Genomic DNA, 18,950 nt, shown 5'->3' with positions numbered 1-18,950 from the left:
GGAAAAGGGGGGGGGGGTCCGGGGGGGGGGGTGGGTTCGGGCCGCTGCTGACCCCGCCACTGGCGGGGGCGGTGGCCTATCTCGCGACCGGACAGGCCGCGCGGCGGGTCTTGAGGGAGTTGGCTTGATGATCGCAATACGCTGGGCTTTGTCCATTCTTTATGTGGTGCAGAATGCAGTGATGATGCTCGTGATGGGGATCGTGTTTCTGCCTTGGGCGATCTTTTCGCCGAAGGGCGCGATGATGGCCTGCAAGAGCTATGCACGCTGGGCGATCTGGACCGCGCGCTGGATGGTGGGTATCCGCAGCGAAGTGCGCGGCACGGTGCCTACAGATGCCGTGCTTGTCGCGGCAAAGCATCAGTCGTTCCTCGACATCCTTATGATCTTCAACGCGGTGCCTCAGCCGCGTTTCATCATGAAATACGAGCTGATGTTCACGCCGATCATCGGCCTTTACGCATGGCGGCTCGGCTGTGTGCCGGTGCGGCGCGGCAAGCGGGGCGCGGCGATCAAGGCCATGCTTGAGGATGTGGACAGCGGGCGCGTGGCGCCGGGACAGCTCGTGATCTATCCGCAGGGCACGCGGGTTCCGGCGGGGCAGTATCGACCCTACAAGGTTGGCCCCTACGTCCTCTACAAGGAAACGGGGCAGGCGGCGGTGCCTGTGGCGACCAACGCGGGGCTGTTCTGGCCCAAGGGCACCATGCTGCGCACGCCTGGGTTGGCCGTGGTTGATTTCCTCGACCCGATCGCGCCGGGCCGTGGCCAGGAGCCATTCATGCAGCATCTCGAGACAGTGGTCGAAGACCGGTCCAATGCGCTCATGCGCGAAGCGGGGTTTGACGCAGATGCCATACGTTGAGGACATCGCAACGCTTGAGGCGCTCTATGGCACGCCGGGGGCGGCATCGCTCCGCAAGGTGGTGCATCGCCTGACGCCGCTTTATCGCGAATGGATAGTGTCTTCGCGCTTTTGCATCGTCTCGACCGTCGGGCCAGACGGCACGGATGGCAGCCCGCGGGGCGATGATGGTCCTGTGGTGCGGGCGCTGGATGATCAGACGCTTGCCCTACCGGATTGGCGCGGCAACAACCGTATGGACACGCTGCGCAATATCGTTGCCGATGGGCGCATTTCGCTTCTTTTCATGGTGCCGGGGTCAAACACCGTTGTGCGCGTGAATGGGCGGGCGAAGGTCACGACAGACACCGCGCTTTGCGAGATCTTCGAGATCAAAGGCAAGCATCCGCGTTCTGTCATCGTGATCCGCATCGGCGAAATCTACAGCCAATGTGCCCGTGCGCCGATGCGGGCGCAGCTATGGGAGAGCGGAGACCAAAGCGCGGACCTGCCCACGGTGGGCGCGCTGCTTGCCGAAGCCTCGGACGGAGAAGAGGGCGGCGCGGCCTATGATGAGGGCTGGGCCGAGCGGGCGGCGAAGTCGATGTGGTAGCGCCGAAATAGTCTTTGGAAGGCTTTTGCGGCGGAAGTGTTTTCTAGAAAGTTCTTGGGCTTGAAAGAAGAACGGCGGACCGAGAGGCCCGCCGTTTCTGATTTCTGAAGGCCGGGAATCAGCTATGGATCGGGCCATCACCGCAGGCCAGCGCGGCCTCGCGCACGGCTTCGGAATAGGTCGGGTGGGCGTGGCAGGTCAGGGCGATGTCCTGCGCCGAGGCACCGAATTCCATCGCGACGCAGATCTCGTGGATCATGTCGCCCGCGGCCGGGCCGATGATCGCGGCGCCAAGCACGCGGTCGGTTTCGGCGTCGGTGATGATCTTGACGAAGCCGCCCTCGGCCTGATGCACGGCTTTGGCGCGGGCGTTGCCCATGAACATGAACTTGCCGGTCTTGACCTTGCGGCCGTCTTTCTTGAGGTCTGCCTCGGTTGCGCCGACGGTGGCCACTTCGGGGGTCGTGTAGACCACGCCGGGGATCACGCCGTAGTTCACATGACCATGCTTGCCCGCGATGACCTCGGCGACGGCCATGCCTTCGTCCTCGGCCTTGTGGGCGAGCATCGGGCCTTCGATGACATCGCCGATGGCGTAGATGCCGGGCACGTTGGTCGCCCAATGGGCGTCTGTGGCGATCTGGCCGCGTTCGGTCATCTTGACGCCAACCGTGTCGAGGCCGAGGCCTTCGACAAAGGGTTTGCGGCCCGTGGCGACGAGAACGACATCGGCGTCGAGCACCTCTTCATCGCCGCCGGCCTTGGGCTGATACTTGACCTTGGCCTTGGTCTTGGTGGCCTCGACGCCTTGCACGGCGGCGCCCATGATGAAGGAGAGGCCTTGCTTCTCAAGGATGCGCTTGAAGCTGCGCTGGACGTCTGCGTCCATGCCGGGGCAGACGGCATCCATGTATTCCACGACCGTCACCTCAGAGCCGAGGCGGGCATAGACGGAGCCGAGCTCAAGCCCGATGACGCCTGCGCCGATCACGACCATTTTCTTGGGCACTTTCGGCAGGTCGAGCGCGCCGGTGGAATCGACGACGATCCCCTTGTCGTTCTCGACTTCGACACCCGGAAGCGCGGAGGGCACAGAGCCGGAAGCGATCACGATGTTCTTGGTCTCATAGGTCGTATCTCCGACCTTGACCTTGCCCGCGGCCTCGATGGTGCCATAGCCTTTGAGCCAGTCGATCTTGTTCTTTTTAAAGAGGAATTCGATGCCGCCTGTGTTCTGGCCGACGACGTTCGATTTGTATTCCTTCATCTGTTTCCAGTCGACCGAGGGCGCTTTTCCCTTGAGGCCCATGTCGGCAAAATTGTGCTGGGCTTCGTGCAGGCTATGGGTCGCGTGCAGGAGGGCTTTGGAAGGGATACAGCCGACGTTCAGGCAGGTGCCGCCGAGGGTTTCGCGGGCTTCGACCACGGCGGTCTTGAGGCCGAGCTGTGCACAGCGGATGGCGGAGACGTAGCCGCCGGGGCCGGCGCCGATGATGATGACGTCATATTGGGACATGGGGATGGTCCTTTCTTGAAAACGCGGGGAGACGCGTGGCGTGTAATTCAGAAGAAACTCGCGATGATCATTGCAAAAGTGGCAGCGAGTCCAATGAGATAGAGATAAGAGCGGCCGGGCACCCAGGCGTTGGCGTAGGCCGGGAGATAGAGGGCGCGCGCGGCGACGAAGATCCAGGCGCAGGCGGCGGTGAAGAGCGAGTTGCTCTCGGTCAGGGAGACCAGCACGACAGCGATGATGAAGGGGCCGATATTCTCGGTATGGTTCGAGAGCGCGCGACGCAGGCGGCCCGTGGTCTCGGAGCAGCGGTCTTCGATGCCTTCACGGGTGCCGACATTGGCCTTGCGGCCGATATCGGACTCGAGCGATTTCTGCGACCACATCACGGCAACGAGGTGGATCAGGGCGGTTGCGGCCAAGGCGGCGAGTTCGAGTGTCATACGCGTTTCTCTTTTCTTTTCCGTCGGTTGCCGGGTCAGGCCGGGGTCAGCATCTTGAGGCTCACATGGGTGACGCCATCGCGTTCAAGGTGCATGGCGAGTTCTTCGGAGTCAAAGAAAGCGCGCGCCTTGTCGAGATCGGCCACGGCGAAAAGGGCAACGGCGTGGTTCGGCTGATCCGGGTCGCGCCAGACATTGAGATCGACAATGCCAACGGCCTTGCGGGAGCGGGCATCGGCCTTGAACACGTTGAGCCAGGCGTCGAAATCGGCGACATCGGCTTGCCAGAGGATATGCGTTGCCATGGGTCTTGTCCTTTGGTGCGGGGCGAAAACAGGGGTCTGTATCGCGTCGGTATTGCGTCGGTGCGGTTTCAGTGTGTCACAGGAGTGCCGCCACGAGAAGAAGGAGCGTCGCCAGTAGCCCCACGGCCCAGAATAGCGAGCGCCACGGCACCCAGCCGAAGGCATAAGCCGGGACATAGAGGACTCGGGCGACAAGGTAGGTATAGGCGCAGGCGGCGGTGAACGGAGTCGATTTCTCGGCCAGTGTGACCACCAGCACGGCGATGGAAAACAGGATCAGCCCCTCGAAATGATTGTTCATTGCCCGGTGCAGCCGCGCGGTGCGGCGCGAGACCTGTTCCATCAGCGGCTTCTTGAGCCGGTCCGGATCGCGGGGCGAGAGCGTCTTGCCCGTGCCAAGCTCGAGATTGGCAGGGACCGCCATGAGGACGATCTGGCCGATCTGAAGGATCGCGGCGAGGGTAAGGGCGGTGAGTTCGGGGGTCATTTCTTGCGAGCTTCTGCGGGCAGAACTCCGTGTGGATCATGGAGTTTCGAGCTTTCAAATGCGCAGTCTGAGTTATCGCACTGAAAATCCCAAACCTCTACACCAAAGTGGTTTAATCCCCTTTGCAGTTTTGGCCTAGTACTGACTAGCTGTAGTCGGCCCACCTTACATTTCGGGCAGATTTCACCTGAGGTTGCATCTGCGAGAGCCATTTCCAAATCCGCAACCTTGACCTTAGCGTCAGTAAGCGCGAGTTTTGCGTCTGCTAAGGCTTCAGTTAGTTCTGCTAGTTTGAGCTTGTAGGCAGCCTCATCGACGCTCCGGTCGATCTCTCTCAGCTCTCTTACAATACCGATTGCCGTTGATGCAGCAGACAGTCCTGAACCGAGATCCATAGGAGCCTCCAACTTCATGGCGGACTGAAGCCCCGCCTAGTCTTGGTTTGTTGGTGGGTTGAAAACCCACCCTACGGGTTTGGCGCAGGGTGGGGCTTTGATCCACCGATTACAGATCCATCAGCAGGCGGCGCGGGTCTTCGAGCGCTTCCTTGACGCGAACAAGGAAGGTCACGGCGCCTTTGCCGTCGACGATGCGGTGATCGTAGGAGAGCGCGAGATACATCATCGGGCGGATTTTGATCTCACCGTTGATGACCATCGGGCGGTCCTGGATCTTGTGCATGCCGAGGATACCCGACTGCGGGGGGTTGAGGATCGGCGAGGACATCAGCGAGCCATAGACACCACCGTTGGAGATGGTGAAGGTGCCACCCTGCATTTCGGCCATGGAGAGCTTGCCGTCGCGGGCGCGGCGGCCTTTCTCGCCGATGGCTTTCTCGATCTCGGCGAAGGACATCTTGTCGGCGTCACGGATGACCGGCACGACGAGGCCTTGGGGCGTGCCCGCAGCGATGCCCATGTGGACATAGTTCTTGTAGACGATGTCGGTGCCGTCGATCTCGGCGTTGACCTCGGGCACCTCTTTGAGGGCGTGGCAGCAGGCCTTGGTGAAGAAGGACATGAAGCCGAGGCGCACGCCGTGCTTTTTCTCGAACTCGTCCTTGTACTGCTTCCGGAGCGCCATCGCCTCGGTCATGTCCACCTCGTTATAGGTGGTGAGGATCGCGGCGGTGTTCTGGGCGTCCTTGAGGCGGCGCGCGATGGTCTGACGCAGGCGGGTCATCTTGACCCGTTCCTCGCGTGCGGCGTCATCGGCGGCGACCGGTGCACGCGGCGCAGCAGCCGGGGCCGGTGCGGCGGCGGGCGCAATGGCGGCCTTGAGCACATCTTCTTTCATCACGCGACCGTCGCGGCCCGAGCCTTGGACGGTTGCCGGGTCGATGCCCTTCTCGGCCATCAGTTTGTTTGCCGAGGGCGCGTTCTCAACGTCCTTGCCGGTCGATGCGGCCGGGGCAGCGGCCGCCGGGGCCGCGGCAGGCGCCGCGACGGCGCCGGAGGACGAGATCACCGCGAGTTTCGCGCTTGCGTCCACGGTGGTGCCTTCGGCGGCTACGATTTCGGCCAGAACGCCAGCGGCGGGTGCAGGCACCTCGACGGAGACCTTGTCGGTTTCCAGTTCGCAGAGCATTTCGTCTTGGGCGACGCTATCGCCGACAGCCTTGAACCAAGTCGAGACGGTGGCCTCGGACACAGATTCACCAAGCGAGGGCACCATCACATCGACGCTATCGCCGCCGGACTCTGCCGGGGCTGCGGCGGGGGCCGCTTCGGCCTTGGGCGCGGGGGCTGCTGCGGCACCGTCACCAGCGTTGATGACGGCGAGCAGGGCATCGACACCGACGGTTTCGCCTTCGGCGGCCACGATCTCGCCCATGACACCAGCGGCGGGGGCGGGCACTTCGACGGTCACCTTGTCGGTTTCCAGCTCGCAGAGCATTTCGTCGGCGGCAACGGCGTCACCGGGTTGCTTGAACCATGTGGCGACGGTGGCCTCGGTCACGGATTCACCGAGGGTAGGGACGCGAACTTCGGTCATGGGTTAGTTTCCTTCCATGCTCAGCGCGGCATCCACCAGCGCTGCTTGTTGTGCTTTGTGTTGGCTTGCGAGGCCCGTTGCGGGCGAGGCCGAGGCCGGGCGACCGGCATAAACCGGGCGGGTATGCTTGGCCTTGATGCGGGTCAGGGCCCATTCGATATTCGGCTCGATGAAGGTCCAGGCGCCCTGGTTCTTCGGCTCTTCCTGACACCAGACCATCTCGGCCCCTTTGAAGCGGTCGAGCTCCTGAATGAGGGAGTGGGCCGGGAACGGGTAGAATTGCTCGATCCGCAGGATGTAGATGTCGTCGATGCCGCGGGCGTCGCGTTCTTCGAGGAGATCGAAGTAGACCTTGCCCGAGCACATGACGACGCGCTTGATGTCCTTGTCGGCCTTGAGTTTGGTATCGGAGTTGCCCTTCTGCGCATCGTCCCAGAGGACGCGGTGGAAGGAGGAGCCTTCGATAAAGTCCTCGGCCTCGGAGATGCAGAGCTTGTGACGCAGGAGCGATTTCGGCGTCATCAGGATCAGCGGTTTGCGGAACGAGCGGTGAATCTGGCGGCGCAGGATGTGGAAGTAGTTCGCAGGCGTCGAACAGTTGGCCACGATCCAGTTGTCGCCACCGCACATTTGCAGGAAGCGTTCGAGGCGGGCGGAAGAGTGTTCCGGTCCCTGACCTTCGAAGCCGTGCGGCAGGAGGGTGACGAGGCCCGACATACGCAGCCATTTGGCTTCGCCCGACGAGATGAACTGGTCGAACATGATCTGTGCGCCGTTGGCGAAGTCGCCGAACTGGGCTTCCCAGAGGGTCAGGGCGTTCGGTTCGGCCAGCGAGTAGCCATATTCAAAGCCAAGCACCGCGTATTCCGAAAGGGCGGAGTCGATCACTTCGTATTGCGACTGGCCTTTGCGGATGTTGTTGAGCGGGTAGTAACGCTCTTCGGTGTCCTGGTTGATGAGGCCGGAGTGGCGCTGCGAGAAGGTGCCTCGGGTGGCATCCTGCCCGGCGAGGCGCACGGGGTAGCCCTCGGTCAAGAGCGAGCCAAAGGCCAGGGACTCGGCGGTGGCCCAGTCAAAGCCCTTGCCGGTCTTGAGCATCTCTTTCTTGGCTTCAAGAAGGCGGCCCACGGTTTTGTGCAGCGGGAAGCCCTCGGGCGCCGTTGTCAGAGCGGTGCCAACATCCTTGAGCGTCTCTTCGGAAATCCAGGTCTGGCCACGCTGATAATCGCCGTCTTCGCGGTCAAGATGCGCCCAGCGACCGTCGAGCCAATCGGCTTTGTTCGGCTTGAACTCTTTGCCCGACTCGAACTCGTCGTTGAGCTTGGCTTGGAAGGCGGCCTTCATGTCCTCGATCTCGCCCTCGGGGATGAGGCCGTCTTGAACGAGGCGCTCGGTGTAGAGCGTCAGGGTCGTCTTATGCTTCTTGATCCGCTTGTACATCACCGGGTTGGTGAACATGGGCTCGTCGCCCTCGTTGTGACCGAAGCGGCGGTAGCAGAACATGTCGATGACCACGTCCTTGCCGAATTTCTGGCGGAACTCGGTTGCGACTTTGGCGGCGTGCACCACGGCCTCGGGATCGTCGCCATTGACGTGGAAGATCGGGGCTTCGACGACGAGCGCGTTATCCGTCGGGTAGGGCGAGGAGCGCGAGAAGTGCGGCGCAGTGGTAAAGCCGATCTGGTTGTTGACCACGATATGCATGGTGCCGCCGGTGCGGTGGCCGCGCAGGCCCGAAAGGGCGAAACATTCGGCCACGACGCCCTGACCGGCAAAAGCCGCGTCGCCGTGCAGGAGGATGGACATCACCTTGCGGCGTTCGGCATCACCGAGCTGATCCTGTTTGGCGCGGACCTTGCCGAGCACGACCGGGTTCACCGCCTCGAGGTGCGAGGGGTTGGCGGTCAGCGACAGGTGCACCTTGTTGCCGTCGAATTCGCGGTCAGAGGAGGCACCGAGGTGGTATTTCACGTCGCCCGAGCCGTCCACGTCCTCGGGTTTGAAGCTACCGCCCTGGAATTCGTTGAAGATCGCGCGGTAGGGTTTCTGCATCACGTTGGCGAGCACCGAAAGGCGGCCACGGTGCGGCATGCCGATCACGATTTCCTCGAGACCGAGGTTGCCGCCGCGCTTGACCACCTGTTCCATCGCCGGGATCAACGCCTCGCCGCCATCAAGGCCGAAACGCTTGGTGCCCATGTATTTCACGTGCAGGAATTTCTCGAAGCCCTCGGCCTCGACAAGCTTGTTCAGGATCGCCTTGCGGCCCTCGCGGGTGAAGGTGATTTCCTTGTCATAGCCCTCGATCCGCTCTTTGAGCCAGCCAGCCTGTTCGGGATCGGAGATATGCATGTACTGGAGCGCGAAGGTGCCGCAATAGGTCCGCTTCACGATCTCAACGATCTGGCGCATGGTGGCGATCTCGAGGCCGAGCACCTTGTCGATAAAGATCGGGCGGTCCATATCGGCGTCGGTAAAGCCGTAGGACTTGGGATCAAGTTCGGGGTGCGGGGTCTGGTCGCGCATGCCGAGCGGGTCGATGTCGGCAATCAGGTGGCCGCGAATACGGTAGGCGCGGATGAGCATGAGGGCGCGGATCGAGTCCAGCACGGCGCGCTGAATCGCGTCATCGGTTACCTCGACGCCCTTCTCGGCGGCCTTGGATTTGATCTTGTCGCCTGCGGCTTTGGCCTCGACGGGTTCGGGCCATTCGCCGGTCAGGGCGGAGGTCATTTCATCGGCGGGCTGCGGCGGCCAGTCGGCGCGCTGCCAGGACGGACCGGCGGCCTCGCGTTTGACCGACATGTCGTCATCCCCAAGCTGGCGGAAGAAGTCGCGCCACGCCTCGTCCACCGCGTTCGGGTCGTTGGCATAGCGGGCATACATCTGTTCGAGATATTCCGCGTTATGCCCCTGCATGAAGGAGGAGGCATGGAAGATGTCGTTTGGGCTTTGTTCTGTCATGTCATTTCGTCCTAAGGAACATTTTGTCGACCGCAGCAAAAGTTGAGAGGCGAGGCTTGTGATCAACAAAGTATGGTTCGAGTCTTTCCGTCGAAAGGATCGCCCCAATAAAGCTCATTGCTGAGCTGTCGTCTTTCTGGGCGCGTTTGATGCGGGTGATGACGCCCGACTCTTCTCTACCTGTCTCGGGGTCAGAGGCAGGTGCGTTTTGGGCTAGTTGCTTTGGCAGCGGAGCTGGATTCAGAGAATAGCCTCGACAGCTCAGTGTGAAACCTTCGACACCAAATAACCAAGCGAAATGACCGCCTTCGTGGCGAAGCGCGATTTGCCATCTAGTGCTGACGGTGTTTTCAAGAATAGGCAGAAGTATCTTTTCATTTCGTGCCCGCCATTCAGTCCAAAGACGCTCGTTCCGGGCGGAAAATTCCGGGTCTGGTTCTGTTTTGAAGCCGATCCGGTTCAGTTCCCTTATATCAGTGGCAAGGATCAAATCCGCCTCTAGACCAGCAATTAAGTCGATGTCTTTCGGAGCAATCATTTGCCACCCGGAGGCGACAAGGTCTTCTTCAATCGTATTGGGGAAAGCGGCGCTTGTGCTTGAACAGGTGTCTATGAGGCTTTGAAGAGCATCTTCCGAAGCGGCCTCGACCCTCAGCGCGGCGAATGCAAAAAGTACCCCAGCTACGATTGCTCGCAGAGACCGACGGCATAGCCGGACAGCACCCGCCCCATGAGGGACAGGCGCTGCCTTAGATGCATATGCCGGACGGATCGTCATGCTTAGCCGATCTCGATCGCTTTGAGCATCGCTTCGCCGAGGCCCGCGGGGCTATCAGCGACGACGATACCAGCCGATTTCATGGCTTCGATCTTGTCTTCGGCACCGCCTTTGCCGCCGGCGACGATGGCGCCTGCGTGGCCCATGCGGCGGCCCGGAGGCGCCGTGCGGCCTGCGATGAAGCCAGCGGTCGGTTTCCAGCGGCCTTTTTTCTTCTGTTCCTTGAGGAATTCGGCGGCTTCTTCTTCTGCGGAGCCACCGATCTCACCGATCATGATGATCGACTTGGTTTCGTCGTCGTCGAGGAACATGTCGAGCACGTCGATGTGTTCGGTGCCCTTGATCGGGTCGCCACCGATGCCGACGGCGGTCGACTGGCCTAGGCCGATGTCGGCGGTCTGCTTCACGGCTTCATAGGTGAGCGTGCCCGAGCGCGACACAACGCCGACCGAGCCACGCTTGTGGATGTGGCCGGGCATGATGCCGATCTTGCAGGCGTCCGGCGTGATGACACCGGGGCAGTTCGGGCCGATCAGCTTGGAGGTGCTGTCTTCGAGCGCGCGCTTGACCTTCATCATGTCGAGGACCGGGATGCCCTCGGTGATGCAGACGATCAGTTCCATCTCGGCGTCGATGGCCTCGAGGATCGAGTCGGCCGCGAAGGGCGGCGGCACGTAGATCACGGAGGCGTTGGCCTCGGTCACGTGCTTGGCTTCGTGCACGGAGTTGAAGACAGGCAGGTCAAGGTGGGTCGTGCCGCCTTTGCCGGGGGTGACGCCGCCGACCATCTTGGTGCCATAGGCGATGGCCTGTTCGGAGTGGAAGGTGCCCTGCGAGCCGGTGAAGCCCTGACAGATGACTTTGGTGTTTTCGTCTACGAGGATTGCCATTTTGGCGTTCTCCTTAACAATGTGTCGGACGCCGCTATGCGCCCATGATTTGATTTCGAGGGCCTAGGGCTTGTAGAGGGTGATGGAAGCACCGTCAGCTTTCAGGCGGGCGTTGTTCCCGACAATGACGCTGCCCTTGGCCGTCTTGAGGCTGATCTGGCCGCCGCCTTTCTTGCCGCCGATGCTCTTGGCCTTGACCTTGGGAAGCAAGATCTGGGCCGCTTGCGCACCAGCGTTGGCATTCGGGATGCCCGCGTCGAACATGACCGCGCAGATACCGGTATCAAGCCGCATGACGCTAATAGAGCGGGACGGGGCACGTGCGGTGAAGAACAGGTCGTCATCGCTCGTGATCTCGTAGCCGTTCCGTTTGGCATAGGCTTTGACCCCGTTGCGCGACCCGGACGTTTTATAGCAAGCGTCCAGGAATGCCTGCGAGGCCGTTGCTGCGGACACCACGGCGCGACCGTCTTTGTCGGTCGTGCGTGGGTTCTCGAGCGTACCATTGGACGGTCCCATGCAGCCAGCGAGGGCAGCACAGGCGATCGCTCCGAGAAAGGCGGTTGCGCGCCGCATCAGCCCTTGACCGCCTTCACGATCTTCTCGGCGCCGTCGCTGAGGTTGTCGGCGGCGATGACGTTGAGGCCGGAGGTCGAGATGATCTCTTTGCCTTTCTCAACGTTGGTGCCTTCGAGGCGGACAACGAGCGGAACCTGCAGGCCGACTTCTTTCACCGCGGCGATGACGCCCTCGGCGATGATGTCGCAGCGCATGATGCCGCCGAAGATGTTCACGAGGATGCCTTTGACGTTCGGGTCCGAGGTGATGATCTTGAACGCTTCGGTGACTTTCTCTTTGGTCGCGCCGCCGCCCACGTCGAGGAAGTTGGCAGGCTCTGCGCCGTAGAGTTTGATGATGTCCATGGTCGCCATGGCAAGGCCCGCGCCGTTCACCATGCAGCCGATCTCACCGTCGAGCGCGATGTAGTTCAGGTCGTACTTGGAGGCTTCGAGTTCCTTGGGATCTTCCTCGGTCGTGTCGCGCAGTTCGGAGACGTCCGGGTGACGGTAGACCGCGTTGCCGTCGAAGCCGAGCTTGGCGTCGAGCAGTTTGAGGTTGCCATCGGGCATAACGATCAGCGGGTTGATCTCGAGCATCTCCATGTCCTTCTCGACGAAGGCGCGGTAGAGCTTGTCGAGGAGTTGGACGCATTGCTTGACCTGGCCGCCGGTCAGGCCGAGGGCAAAGGCGACGCGGCGGCCGTGGAACGGCATGTAGCCGGTGGCCGGGTCGATTGAGAAGGAGAGGATCTTCTCCGGGGTCGAGGCGGCAACTTCTTCGATGTCCATGCCGCCTTCGGTCGAGGCCACGATGGAGACGCGCGAGGTCACGCGGTCGACGAGGAAGGCGAGGTAAAGTTCGCGTTCGATGTCGGAGCCGTCTTCGATGTAGATGCGGTTGACCTGTTTGCCCGCCGGGCCGGTCTGGTGGGTCACAAGGGTGCGGCCCAGCATCTTCTTGGCTTCTTCGGCGGCTTCTTCCACCGACTTGGCGAGGCGGACACCGCCTTTTTCGCCCGCGTCGGCCTCAACGAAAGAGCCTTTGCCGCGACCACCTGCGTGGATCTGCGCTTTGACGACCCAGAGCGGACCGTCGAGTGCGCCTGCTGCGGTCTTAGCGTCTTCTGCCTTGAGAACGACACGGCCCTCGGAAACAGGGGCGCCATAGGAGCGAAGCAGAGCTTTCGCCTGATATTCGTGGATGTTCATGGAACTGTCCCATCTTGCTGCGATTTGTCGCGCGTTGTGGCACAGGCCGCCTAGGTTTCTAAGCGTTTTCTTCGATTCAGGGGATTTTTCCGCTATTTGTGATCACAGGTAAAAATATAGTGATCACAAATCGGAAGTTGGCGTTACATTCGAGGGAATCAATGCTTTGCGCCTAGAATGGCGTCAATCTGGCCTGACGCGGCTTGTGCGCCGTGGCCGACGGTGACGCGGGGGCAAGGAAAAAGCCCGGCCAAAGGGGCCGGGCTTTCTCGTAAGGGCTTGGTCGGTCGCGGTTTATGCGAGCGAGCTGTCGATGCCTTTGCAGGCGTCCACGAGGCCTTTGACGGCGTTGACCGAGGTGTCGAACATCTCTTGCTCTTCCTTGTTGAGCTTGATGTTGACGATACGCTCAATGCCGCCTGCGCCGATCACGGTCGGGACGCCGACATACATGTCCTTCACGCCAAGGTCGCCATCGCAATAGGCGGCACAGGGCAGAACGCGTTTCTGGTCTTTGAGGTAGGCTTCGGCCATTTCGATCGCCGAGGCAGCCGGTGCATAGAATGCCGAGCCGGTTTTCAGCAGGCCGACGATTTCGGCGCCACCGTCACGGGTACGCTGAACCATGGCGTCCAGTTTCTCTTGCGTGGTCCAGCCCATCTTGACGAGGTCGGGGAGCGGGATGCCTGCAACGGTCGAGTAACGCACCGACGGCACCATGGTATCGCCGTGGCCACCCAGAACGAACGCGGTTACGTCGCGCATCGAAACGTTGAATTCTTCTGCGAGGAAGTGACGGAAGCGCGCGGAGTCAAGAACGCCAGCCATACCGCAGACCTTGTGCGCGGGCAGGCCCGAGAACTTCTGCAGGGCCCAAACCATCGCGTCGAGCGGGTTGGTGATGCAGATGACGAATGCGTCCGGTGCGTGGGCGGCGATGCCTTCACCAACCGATTTCATCACTTTCAGGTTGATGCCAAGAAGATCGTCGCGGCTCATGCCGGGTTTGCGGGCCACACCTGCGGTCACGATGCAGACGTCTGCGCCAGCGATGTCAGCATAGTCGCTGGTGCCGGACATGGCGGCGTCGATTTTCTCGACGGGGCCGGATTCTGCGATGTCCAGTGCCTTGCCCTGGGGCAGGCCGTCAGCGATATCAAAAAGAACAACGTCGCCAAGTTCTTTGAGGGCTGCGAGGTGGGCGAGGGTGCCGCCGATGTTGCCTGCGCCGATAAGGGCAATCTTGGGTCTGGCCATGGAATTTTCTCCGGTCCGGTTGAAATATCGCCGGTGGCTTAGGCCTTAAACACCCGCAACGCAAGGTTTTTGCGCCGCAGCGCAGCGGGAAGCAGGCTCTGGGCAGAGCAGGCAAAGCCCCGTAAGGTCGCGCAGATACGGGACTTTCGAGGGGTCTGTAGGGTGAATTTCGATCTTGGCTTTTTTGCGATTGCCGCGCCTGCAGTGGTTTTTGCGGGCGTATCAAAGGGCGGTTTCGGCTCGGGTGCGGCCTTTGCCAGCGCGGCGATTCTGGCGCTCGTGCTGCCGCCAACAGAGGCGTTGGGGTTGATGCTGCCGCTCTTGATGTTGATCGATCTCGCCACGCTACGACCCTATTGGAAGAGGTGGAGCTGGCCCGATGCGAAGGTGCTGATTGCGGGCGGGTTGCCTGGTGTGGCGCTTGGCGTGGCGCTCATGGCGGTGGCCAATGAGGATGTGCTGCGCTTTCTGATCGGAGCGGTGGCGCTCGGCTTTGTGATTTGGCGTCTTTGGCCGGGCGAGGCGCGGCACAAGGCGTTGCCGGTCTGGGCGGGGGCGCTGGCCGGAGTCGCGGCGGGGTTCACAAGTTTCATCAGCCATGCGGGTGGGCCGCCCGTCGCCGTCTATCTTTTGTCGCGCGGTGTTGGAAAGACGGCCTATCAGGCGACGACGGTGCTCAGTTTCTGGATCATCAATATCGCCAAGGCGGTGCCATATGCTGTGCTTGGGGTGTTCACGCTCGAGACGCTCTGGTTCGATCTGTGGCTCGCACCTTTCGCGCTTCTTGGGGCGTGGCTTGGGGTCAGGGCGCATAACATGGTCTCAGAGCGCGTGTTCTTTGGCCTGACCTATGTGCTGCTCAGCCTCACCGGGGCGAGGCTGATCTGGGATGCGGTCATCTAGACCTTGTCGCCCTTGGCCGGGAGCGGCTCTACGATCATCTCAAAGGCTTCGCCGGAGGCGACGAGGCAGGTTGCGCCATTGGGGAAGGTGACGATGATTGACCAGCTTCCGCTTGTGGCGGCGAAGATCTCGACCACGACATTCTCGGCGCCAAGGCCGATGGCGCGGCGGGTCTCGGAGAAGTCCTCGGCCAGCTTTTCAAGCACCACGTCGCGCGGGGCGCAGTTCTGGGTCTGTGCCTTGACCTGAGCGGCGGCGAGGACGAGGAGGCCGAGGCCCATCGTGGCGGCGAGGAGTTTAGACGACTTGTTTTTCATGAGGCTGCCCTTTCGGTTTTCTATGGCCTGAGGTTCAGCAAAAGCCGCGAAATCAGCGTTAAACGGGCGGGCGGACCCGGTTTGTTCTCATCGAGACGCGGGGTTTCTTCTGCGCTGCGGCAAATTCAGGCTTGAAGTTTTCGGGAAATAATGGCCCATTCCGCGCAACAAAATTACGGAGAGACTCATGGATCAGCGCGCACGCCCCTATCGTTCGGTTTTGTACATTCCCGGCTCGAAAGAGCGGGCCTTGGAGAAAGCCAAGACCCTGCCGGTCGATGCGATCATCTTCGACCTCGAGGATGCGGTGTCGGTTGATGAAAAGGACAATGCCCGCGAGACGCTCAAAGCGGCGCTTGCGGCGGGGGGCTATGGCTCGCGTATGCGGATCGTGCGGATCAACGGGCTTGATACCCAATGGGGTGAGGCGGATGCCAAGGCCGCAGCCGAGATGGATTGCGACGCGGTCCTGTTGCCGAAGGTCGAGAGCGCGGCACAGGTTGATGCGCTGGCCGCTCTGGTTGGGGACAAGCCGATCTGGGCCATGATGGAAACCCCGCGGGGTATGCTCAACGCGGTCGAGATCGCGGCGCACGCGCAATTGAGCGGGTTCGTGATGGGCACGAATGATCTTGCCAAAGAGCTTCAGTGCCGGTTCCGTCCGGATCGTCTTCCGATGCTGACCTCGCTTTCGATGTGCCTCCTTGCCGCGAAGGCCGAGGGGATCGTGATCGTGGACGGCGTTTATAATGCGTTCAAGGATGTCGAGGGCCTCAAGGCGGAATGCGATCAGGGCCGCGATATGGGGATGGACGGCAAGACACTCATCCACCCGGCGCAGGTTGACGTTGCCAACGCAGCCTTCGCCCCGACCGAGGACGAAATCGACCTTGCCCGCCGTCAGATCGCGGCGTTTGAGGAGGTCGAGGCCGCCGGGCAGGGCGTTGCCGTCGTGGACGGGAAGATCGTCGAGAACCTGCACGTGGCGACGGCGAAGGAAATTCTTGCCAAGGCAGATGCAATCGCCGCGCTTGAGGGCTAAGTTTCTCCCAACGCGAAAACAGGGAGACGGATATGGCACTTCTTATACTAGGCGTTCTGCTTTGGGCCGGGGCGCATTTCTTCAAGCGGCTCATGCCGGAGGCGCGGGCCAAGCTTGGCAATGGCGGCAAGGGGCTTGTGGCACTGGCGCTGGTCGCGGCGGTGGTTCTCATGGTGATCGGCTATCAGCGTGCCGAGATCATCGACCTTTGGGGTAAGCCCGGTTGGGCGGTGCATGTGAACAACTTCCTCGTGTTGATCGCCATCTTCATGATGAGCCCGGCGCCAAAGCGCGGGCGTATCCTTGCGGGAATGCGGCATCCGATGCTTACAGGGTTCAAGGCCTGGGCCTTTGCGCACCTGTTGGTGAATGGCGACGTGGCCTCTGTGATCCTTTTTGGCGGGCTTCTGGCCTGGGCCGTGGCCGAGGTCATCGTCATCAACCGGACCGAGCCGAACTGGACACCGGGGCCGAAGGGCACCTATGCCAAGGACGGGATGTTCCTTGTCGGCTCTCTCATCCTCATGGTGGTGATCGGCTATGTGCATTTCTGGGTCGGCCCCTGGCCCTATCCGAGCTAACGCCATGAAACTCTACAGATTTCTAAGTGAAGACGACACATCGGCCTTTTGTCACAAGGTGACGGAGGCCCTCAACAAGGGCTGGGAGCTTCACGGCTCGCCGACCTATGCGTTCGATGCCGCCAAGGGCATTATGCGTTGCGGTCAGGCAGTGGTGAAGGAGGTCGAAGGAACCTACACGCCCGAGACAAAACTAGGAGAGCACTAATGGCCAAGACCAATCCGGGCCGGTTTTTCGAAGACTACACGCTGGGGCAGGTGATCGAGCACGCGGTGCCGCGCACCGTCTCAGGCGGCGAGCGGGCGCTTTATCATGCGCTCTACCCGGCGCGTCACGCGCTCTATTCGTCGGATGAATTCGCGCGGGCGAGCGGCCTGCCGAAAGCGCCGATCGACGATCTTGCGGCGTTTCACGTGGTCTTTGGCAAGACGGTCCCGGATGTGTCGCTCAACGCGGTGGCGAACCTTGGCTATGCGGAAGGGCGCTGGCTCAAGCCGGTCTACGAAGGTGATACGCTGCGCTCGACCTCGGAAGTGATCGGGCTCAAGCAGAACTCGAATGGTAAGACCGGCGTCGTCTATGTGCGCACGCGCGGCATGAACCAGAACGACGAGGTCGTGATGGAATATGTGCGCTGGGTCATGGTGCGCAAACGTGATGTGGATGCACCGGCGCCGGAAACGGTTGTGCCGGAGCTTGCCAAGGTGATCGCGGCAGAGGATCTCGTGATCCCCGAGGGCCTCGACTTCTCCAACTATGATTTCACGCTGGCGGGCGAGGCGCATCGCTGGGGCGACTATGAGATCGGCGAGACGATTGACCATGTGGATGGTGTGACGCTTGAGGAAGCCGAGCACATGATGGCGACGCGGCTTTGGCAGAATACGGCCAAGGTGCATTTCGACGCGACCTTCCGCCCCGATGGCCAACGGCTCATCTATGGCGGTCATATCATCAGCCTCGCGCGTGCGCTCTCGTTCAATGGTCTTGCCAATGCGCAGATGATCGTCGGTCTTAATGGTGGCGCGCATGCCAACCCGGCGTTCTCGGGTCTGACGGTCAAGGCGTGGTCGGAAGTGCTCGACAAGGCAGAGACCAATGTGCCGGGCGTCGGCGCAATCCGTCTGCGTCTCGTGGCGACCAAGGGCGGGGCGCCTTTCGCGCTCAAAGGCGAGGACGGGAAATACCTGCCGGATGTGCTCCTCGATCTGGACTATTGGGCGTTGATGCCGCTCTGACAAAGCGCGGCGGCGCGGGTCTTCCTGCGCTGCCGTTTCGCGACTCGTCGCAAATCCAATTATTTTAGTCGGATTTGAATGTGTGATCACGGCCAAGAAAAACGTGATCACATATCCCGTTCTTTTCCCATTTTTCGCCCTCTCAGGTTAAAAAAACCATGTGTTTGCGCTGTCACTACAGTGACATAGGGCAAAAAAGCGTTAGTAAGAACGCAAGGAAAACTGAGAGGATTCAGTATGGCTGATGTGAACAGGGGCAATCGCCCGCTTTCGCCGCACTTGTCGATCTACCGCCCACAGCTCACCTCGGTATCGTCGATTTTTGCCCGTATTACCGGCGTGGCCCTGCTGGGCGCGGCGGTTCTTGTTGTTTGGTGGTTCCTGGCCGCCGCATCGGGGCCGGAATATTTCGCCTTCGTCAACGGGCTCATGACCTCGTGGTTCGGCGATCTTGTGATGTTCGCCGCGCTCTGGGCGGTCTGTTATCACTTCCTGTCGGGGCTGCGTCACCTGTATTGGGACACGGGCCGGGGTTTTGAACTCAAACAGGCCGAGCGTCTTGGCTGGATGGTGATCTTCGGGTCCGTCATCCTTGCCGTTCTCGGCGCGCTGGTTCTCTGAGGAGGGATCGGACAATGGCATTTCTTACCGACCGCAAACGCGCCGAATATCGCGGCTCTTCGCGTCACGGCACCGAGCATTTCTGGGGCCAGACGATCAGCGCCGTGGGCCTTGCCGTGCTCATCCCGCTTTTCGTCATCACCTTTGGCTGTGTGCTCGGCTCGTCCTATGAAGAGGTTCTGGCCTATTACCAGCGCCCCTTCCCGGCGATTGTCGCGGCTCTGACGATCCTCGTTGCCATGGTGCATTTCCGCCATGGCATCCAAGTGGTGATCGAGGATTACTCCCGCGGGCTTCAGAAGAAGTTCCTCATCATCGCGTTCACCTGCATCGCATATGGCATCGCGGGCGTTGGCCTCTTCGCGCTGGCGCGCATCGCCCTTTAAGAC

The 18,950-nt window shown here is 61.3% G+C and carries 22 protein-coding genes; 9 read left to right on the top strand and 13 right to left on the bottom strand.

What is annotated here, in order from left to right; genetic code table 11:
* The first annotated feature begins 124 nt into the window (after nt 1-124).
* Nucleotides 125-865, top strand: a complete 741-nt coding sequence (locus MK745_RS07605) for a lysophospholipid acyltransferase family protein (RefSeq protein ID WP_243612686.1) — start codon at nt 125-127, stop codon at nt 863-865.
* The gene (locus tag MK745_RS07600; protein WP_243612685.1) at nt 852-1,457 is read left to right on the top strand and encodes a pyridoxamine 5'-phosphate oxidase family protein; all 606 of its coding nucleotides are present in this window, start codon (nt 852-854) and stop codon (nt 1,455-1,457) included. The genes MK745_RS07605 and MK745_RS07600 overlap by 14 nt, the downstream gene beginning before the upstream one ends.
* 118 nt (nt 1,458-1,575) lie before the next feature.
* Here MK745_RS07600 and lpdA read toward each other — a convergent pair whose 3' ends face one another.
* The 12 genes from lpdA to mdh form a co-directional block, all read right to left on the bottom strand.
* Complete coding sequence (gene lpdA / locus MK745_RS07595; RefSeq protein ID WP_243612684.1) at nt 1,576-2,973, bottom strand: dihydrolipoyl dehydrogenase; 1,398 nt, start codon at nt 2,971-2,973, stop codon at nt 1,576-1,578.
* A 47-nt stretch (nt 2,974-3,020) separates the two neighbouring features.
* A complete protein-coding gene (locus MK745_RS07590; protein WP_243612683.1) occupies nt 3,021-3,413 on the bottom strand; it encodes an MAPEG family protein in 393 nt (130 codons plus the stop codon).
* 35 nt (nt 3,414-3,448) lie between these two features.
* On the bottom strand, nt 3,449-3,718 hold the full coding sequence (locus MK745_RS07585; protein ID WP_243612682.1) for a hypothetical protein: 270 nt from the start codon (nt 3,716-3,718) through the stop codon (nt 3,449-3,451).
* 76 nt (nt 3,719-3,794) lie between these two features.
* Entirely contained in the window at nt 3,795-4,205 is a 411-nt protein-coding gene (locus MK745_RS07580) for an MAPEG family protein (RefSeq protein ID WP_243612681.1), read from the bottom strand.
* Entirely contained in the window at nt 4,202-4,600 is a 399-nt protein-coding gene (locus MK745_RS07575) for a hypothetical protein (protein ID WP_243612680.1), read from the bottom strand. Before MK745_RS07575 ends, MK745_RS07580 begins: the two co-directional genes overlap by 4 nt.
* Nucleotides 4,601-4,709: 109 nt before the next feature.
* Nucleotides 4,710-6,200, bottom strand: coding sequence for a 2-oxoglutarate dehydrogenase complex dihydrolipoyllysine-residue succinyltransferase (gene odhB / locus MK745_RS07570; RefSeq protein ID WP_243612679.1), 1,491 nt, complete (start codon nt 6,198-6,200; stop codon nt 4,710-4,712).
* 3 nt (nt 6,201-6,203) lie between these two features.
* Nucleotides 6,204-9,164 carry a 2-oxoglutarate dehydrogenase E1 component gene (locus MK745_RS07565; RefSeq protein WP_243612678.1) on the bottom strand — a complete coding sequence of 987 codons (2,961 nt, stop codon included), beginning with the start codon at nt 9,162-9,164 and terminating at the stop codon, nt 6,204-6,206.
* 1 nt (nt 9,165) lies between these two features.
* A complete protein-coding gene (locus tag MK745_RS07560) occupies nt 9,166-9,942 on the bottom strand; it encodes a hypothetical protein (protein WP_243612677.1) in 777 nt (258 codons plus the stop codon).
* Between the two features lie 2 nt (nt 9,943-9,944).
* The gene (sucD, locus tag MK745_RS07555) at nt 9,945-10,832 is read right to left on the bottom strand and encodes a succinate--CoA ligase subunit alpha (RefSeq protein WP_243612676.1); all 888 of its coding nucleotides are present in this window, start codon (nt 10,830-10,832) and stop codon (nt 9,945-9,947) included.
* Between the two features lie 63 nt (nt 10,833-10,895).
* Nucleotides 10,896-11,408, bottom strand: coding sequence for a hypothetical protein (locus MK745_RS07550; RefSeq protein WP_243612675.1), 513 nt, complete (start codon nt 11,406-11,408; stop codon nt 10,896-10,898).
* Nucleotides 11,408-12,601 carry an ADP-forming succinate--CoA ligase subunit beta gene (gene sucC / locus MK745_RS07545; RefSeq protein ID WP_243612674.1) on the bottom strand — a complete coding sequence of 398 codons (1,194 nt, stop codon included), beginning with the start codon at nt 12,599-12,601 and terminating at the stop codon, nt 11,408-11,410. Before sucC ends, MK745_RS07550 begins: the two co-directional genes overlap by 1 nt.
* A gap of 294 nt (nt 12,602-12,895) precedes the next feature.
* Nucleotides 12,896-13,858, bottom strand: coding sequence for a malate dehydrogenase (mdh, locus tag MK745_RS07540; protein WP_243612673.1), 963 nt, complete (start codon nt 13,856-13,858; stop codon nt 12,896-12,898).
* A 162-nt stretch (nt 13,859-14,020) separates the two neighbouring features.
* Here mdh and MK745_RS07535 point away from each other — a divergent pair, with 162 nt between their 5' ends.
* The gene (locus MK745_RS07535) at nt 14,021-14,761 is read left to right on the top strand and encodes a sulfite exporter TauE/SafE family protein (protein WP_243612672.1); all 741 of its coding nucleotides are present in this window, start codon (nt 14,021-14,023) and stop codon (nt 14,759-14,761) included.
* Here MK745_RS07535 and MK745_RS07530 read toward each other — a convergent pair.
* Nucleotides 14,758-15,078, bottom strand: a complete 321-nt coding sequence (locus tag MK745_RS07530) for a hypothetical protein (RefSeq protein ID WP_243612671.1) — start codon at nt 15,076-15,078, stop codon at nt 14,758-14,760. The two genes, MK745_RS07535 and MK745_RS07530, sit on opposite strands and share 4 nt — an antisense overlap.
* 187 nt (nt 15,079-15,265) lie before the next feature.
* On the opposite strand from MK745_RS07530, the gene MK745_RS07525 reads away from it, so the two are divergent.
* From MK745_RS07525 to sdhD, 6 genes are all read left to right on the top strand, one after another.
* Nucleotides 15,266-16,120 carry an HpcH/HpaI aldolase/citrate lyase family protein gene (locus tag MK745_RS07525; RefSeq protein WP_243612670.1) on the top strand — a complete coding sequence of 285 codons (855 nt, stop codon included), beginning with the start codon at nt 15,266-15,268 and terminating at the stop codon, nt 16,118-16,120.
* 32 nt (nt 16,121-16,152) lie between these two features.
* Nucleotides 16,153-16,701, top strand: coding sequence for an NnrU family protein (locus MK745_RS07520; protein ID WP_243612669.1), 549 nt, complete (start codon nt 16,153-16,155; stop codon nt 16,699-16,701).
* A gap of 4 nt (nt 16,702-16,705) precedes the next feature.
* Complete coding sequence (locus MK745_RS07515; RefSeq protein ID WP_243612668.1) at nt 16,706-16,909, top strand: DUF1737 domain-containing protein; 204 nt, start codon at nt 16,706-16,708, stop codon at nt 16,907-16,909.
* Nucleotides 16,909-17,940, top strand: a complete 1,032-nt coding sequence (locus MK745_RS07510) for a MaoC family dehydratase (RefSeq protein WP_243612667.1) — start codon at nt 16,909-16,911, stop codon at nt 17,938-17,940. Before MK745_RS07515 ends, MK745_RS07510 begins: the two co-directional genes overlap by 1 nt.
* A gap of 237 nt (nt 17,941-18,177) precedes the next feature.
* On the top strand, nt 18,178-18,561 hold the full coding sequence (gene sdhC / locus MK745_RS07505) for a succinate dehydrogenase, cytochrome b556 subunit (protein WP_243612666.1): 384 nt from the start codon (nt 18,178-18,180) through the stop codon (nt 18,559-18,561).
* Between the two features lie 14 nt (nt 18,562-18,575).
* Nucleotides 18,576-18,947, top strand: a complete 372-nt coding sequence (gene sdhD, locus MK745_RS07500; protein ID WP_243612665.1) for a succinate dehydrogenase, hydrophobic membrane anchor protein — start codon at nt 18,576-18,578, stop codon at nt 18,945-18,947.
* The last annotated feature ends 3 nt before the right edge of the window (nt 18,948-18,950 follow it).

The organism is Shimia aestuarii (assembly GCF_022814865.1).
Lineage (GTDB): Bacteria > Pseudomonadota > Alphaproteobacteria > Rhodobacterales > Rhodobacteraceae > Shimia > Shimia aestuarii_A.
This window is presented reverse-complemented; position numbering and strand designations above follow the sequence as displayed.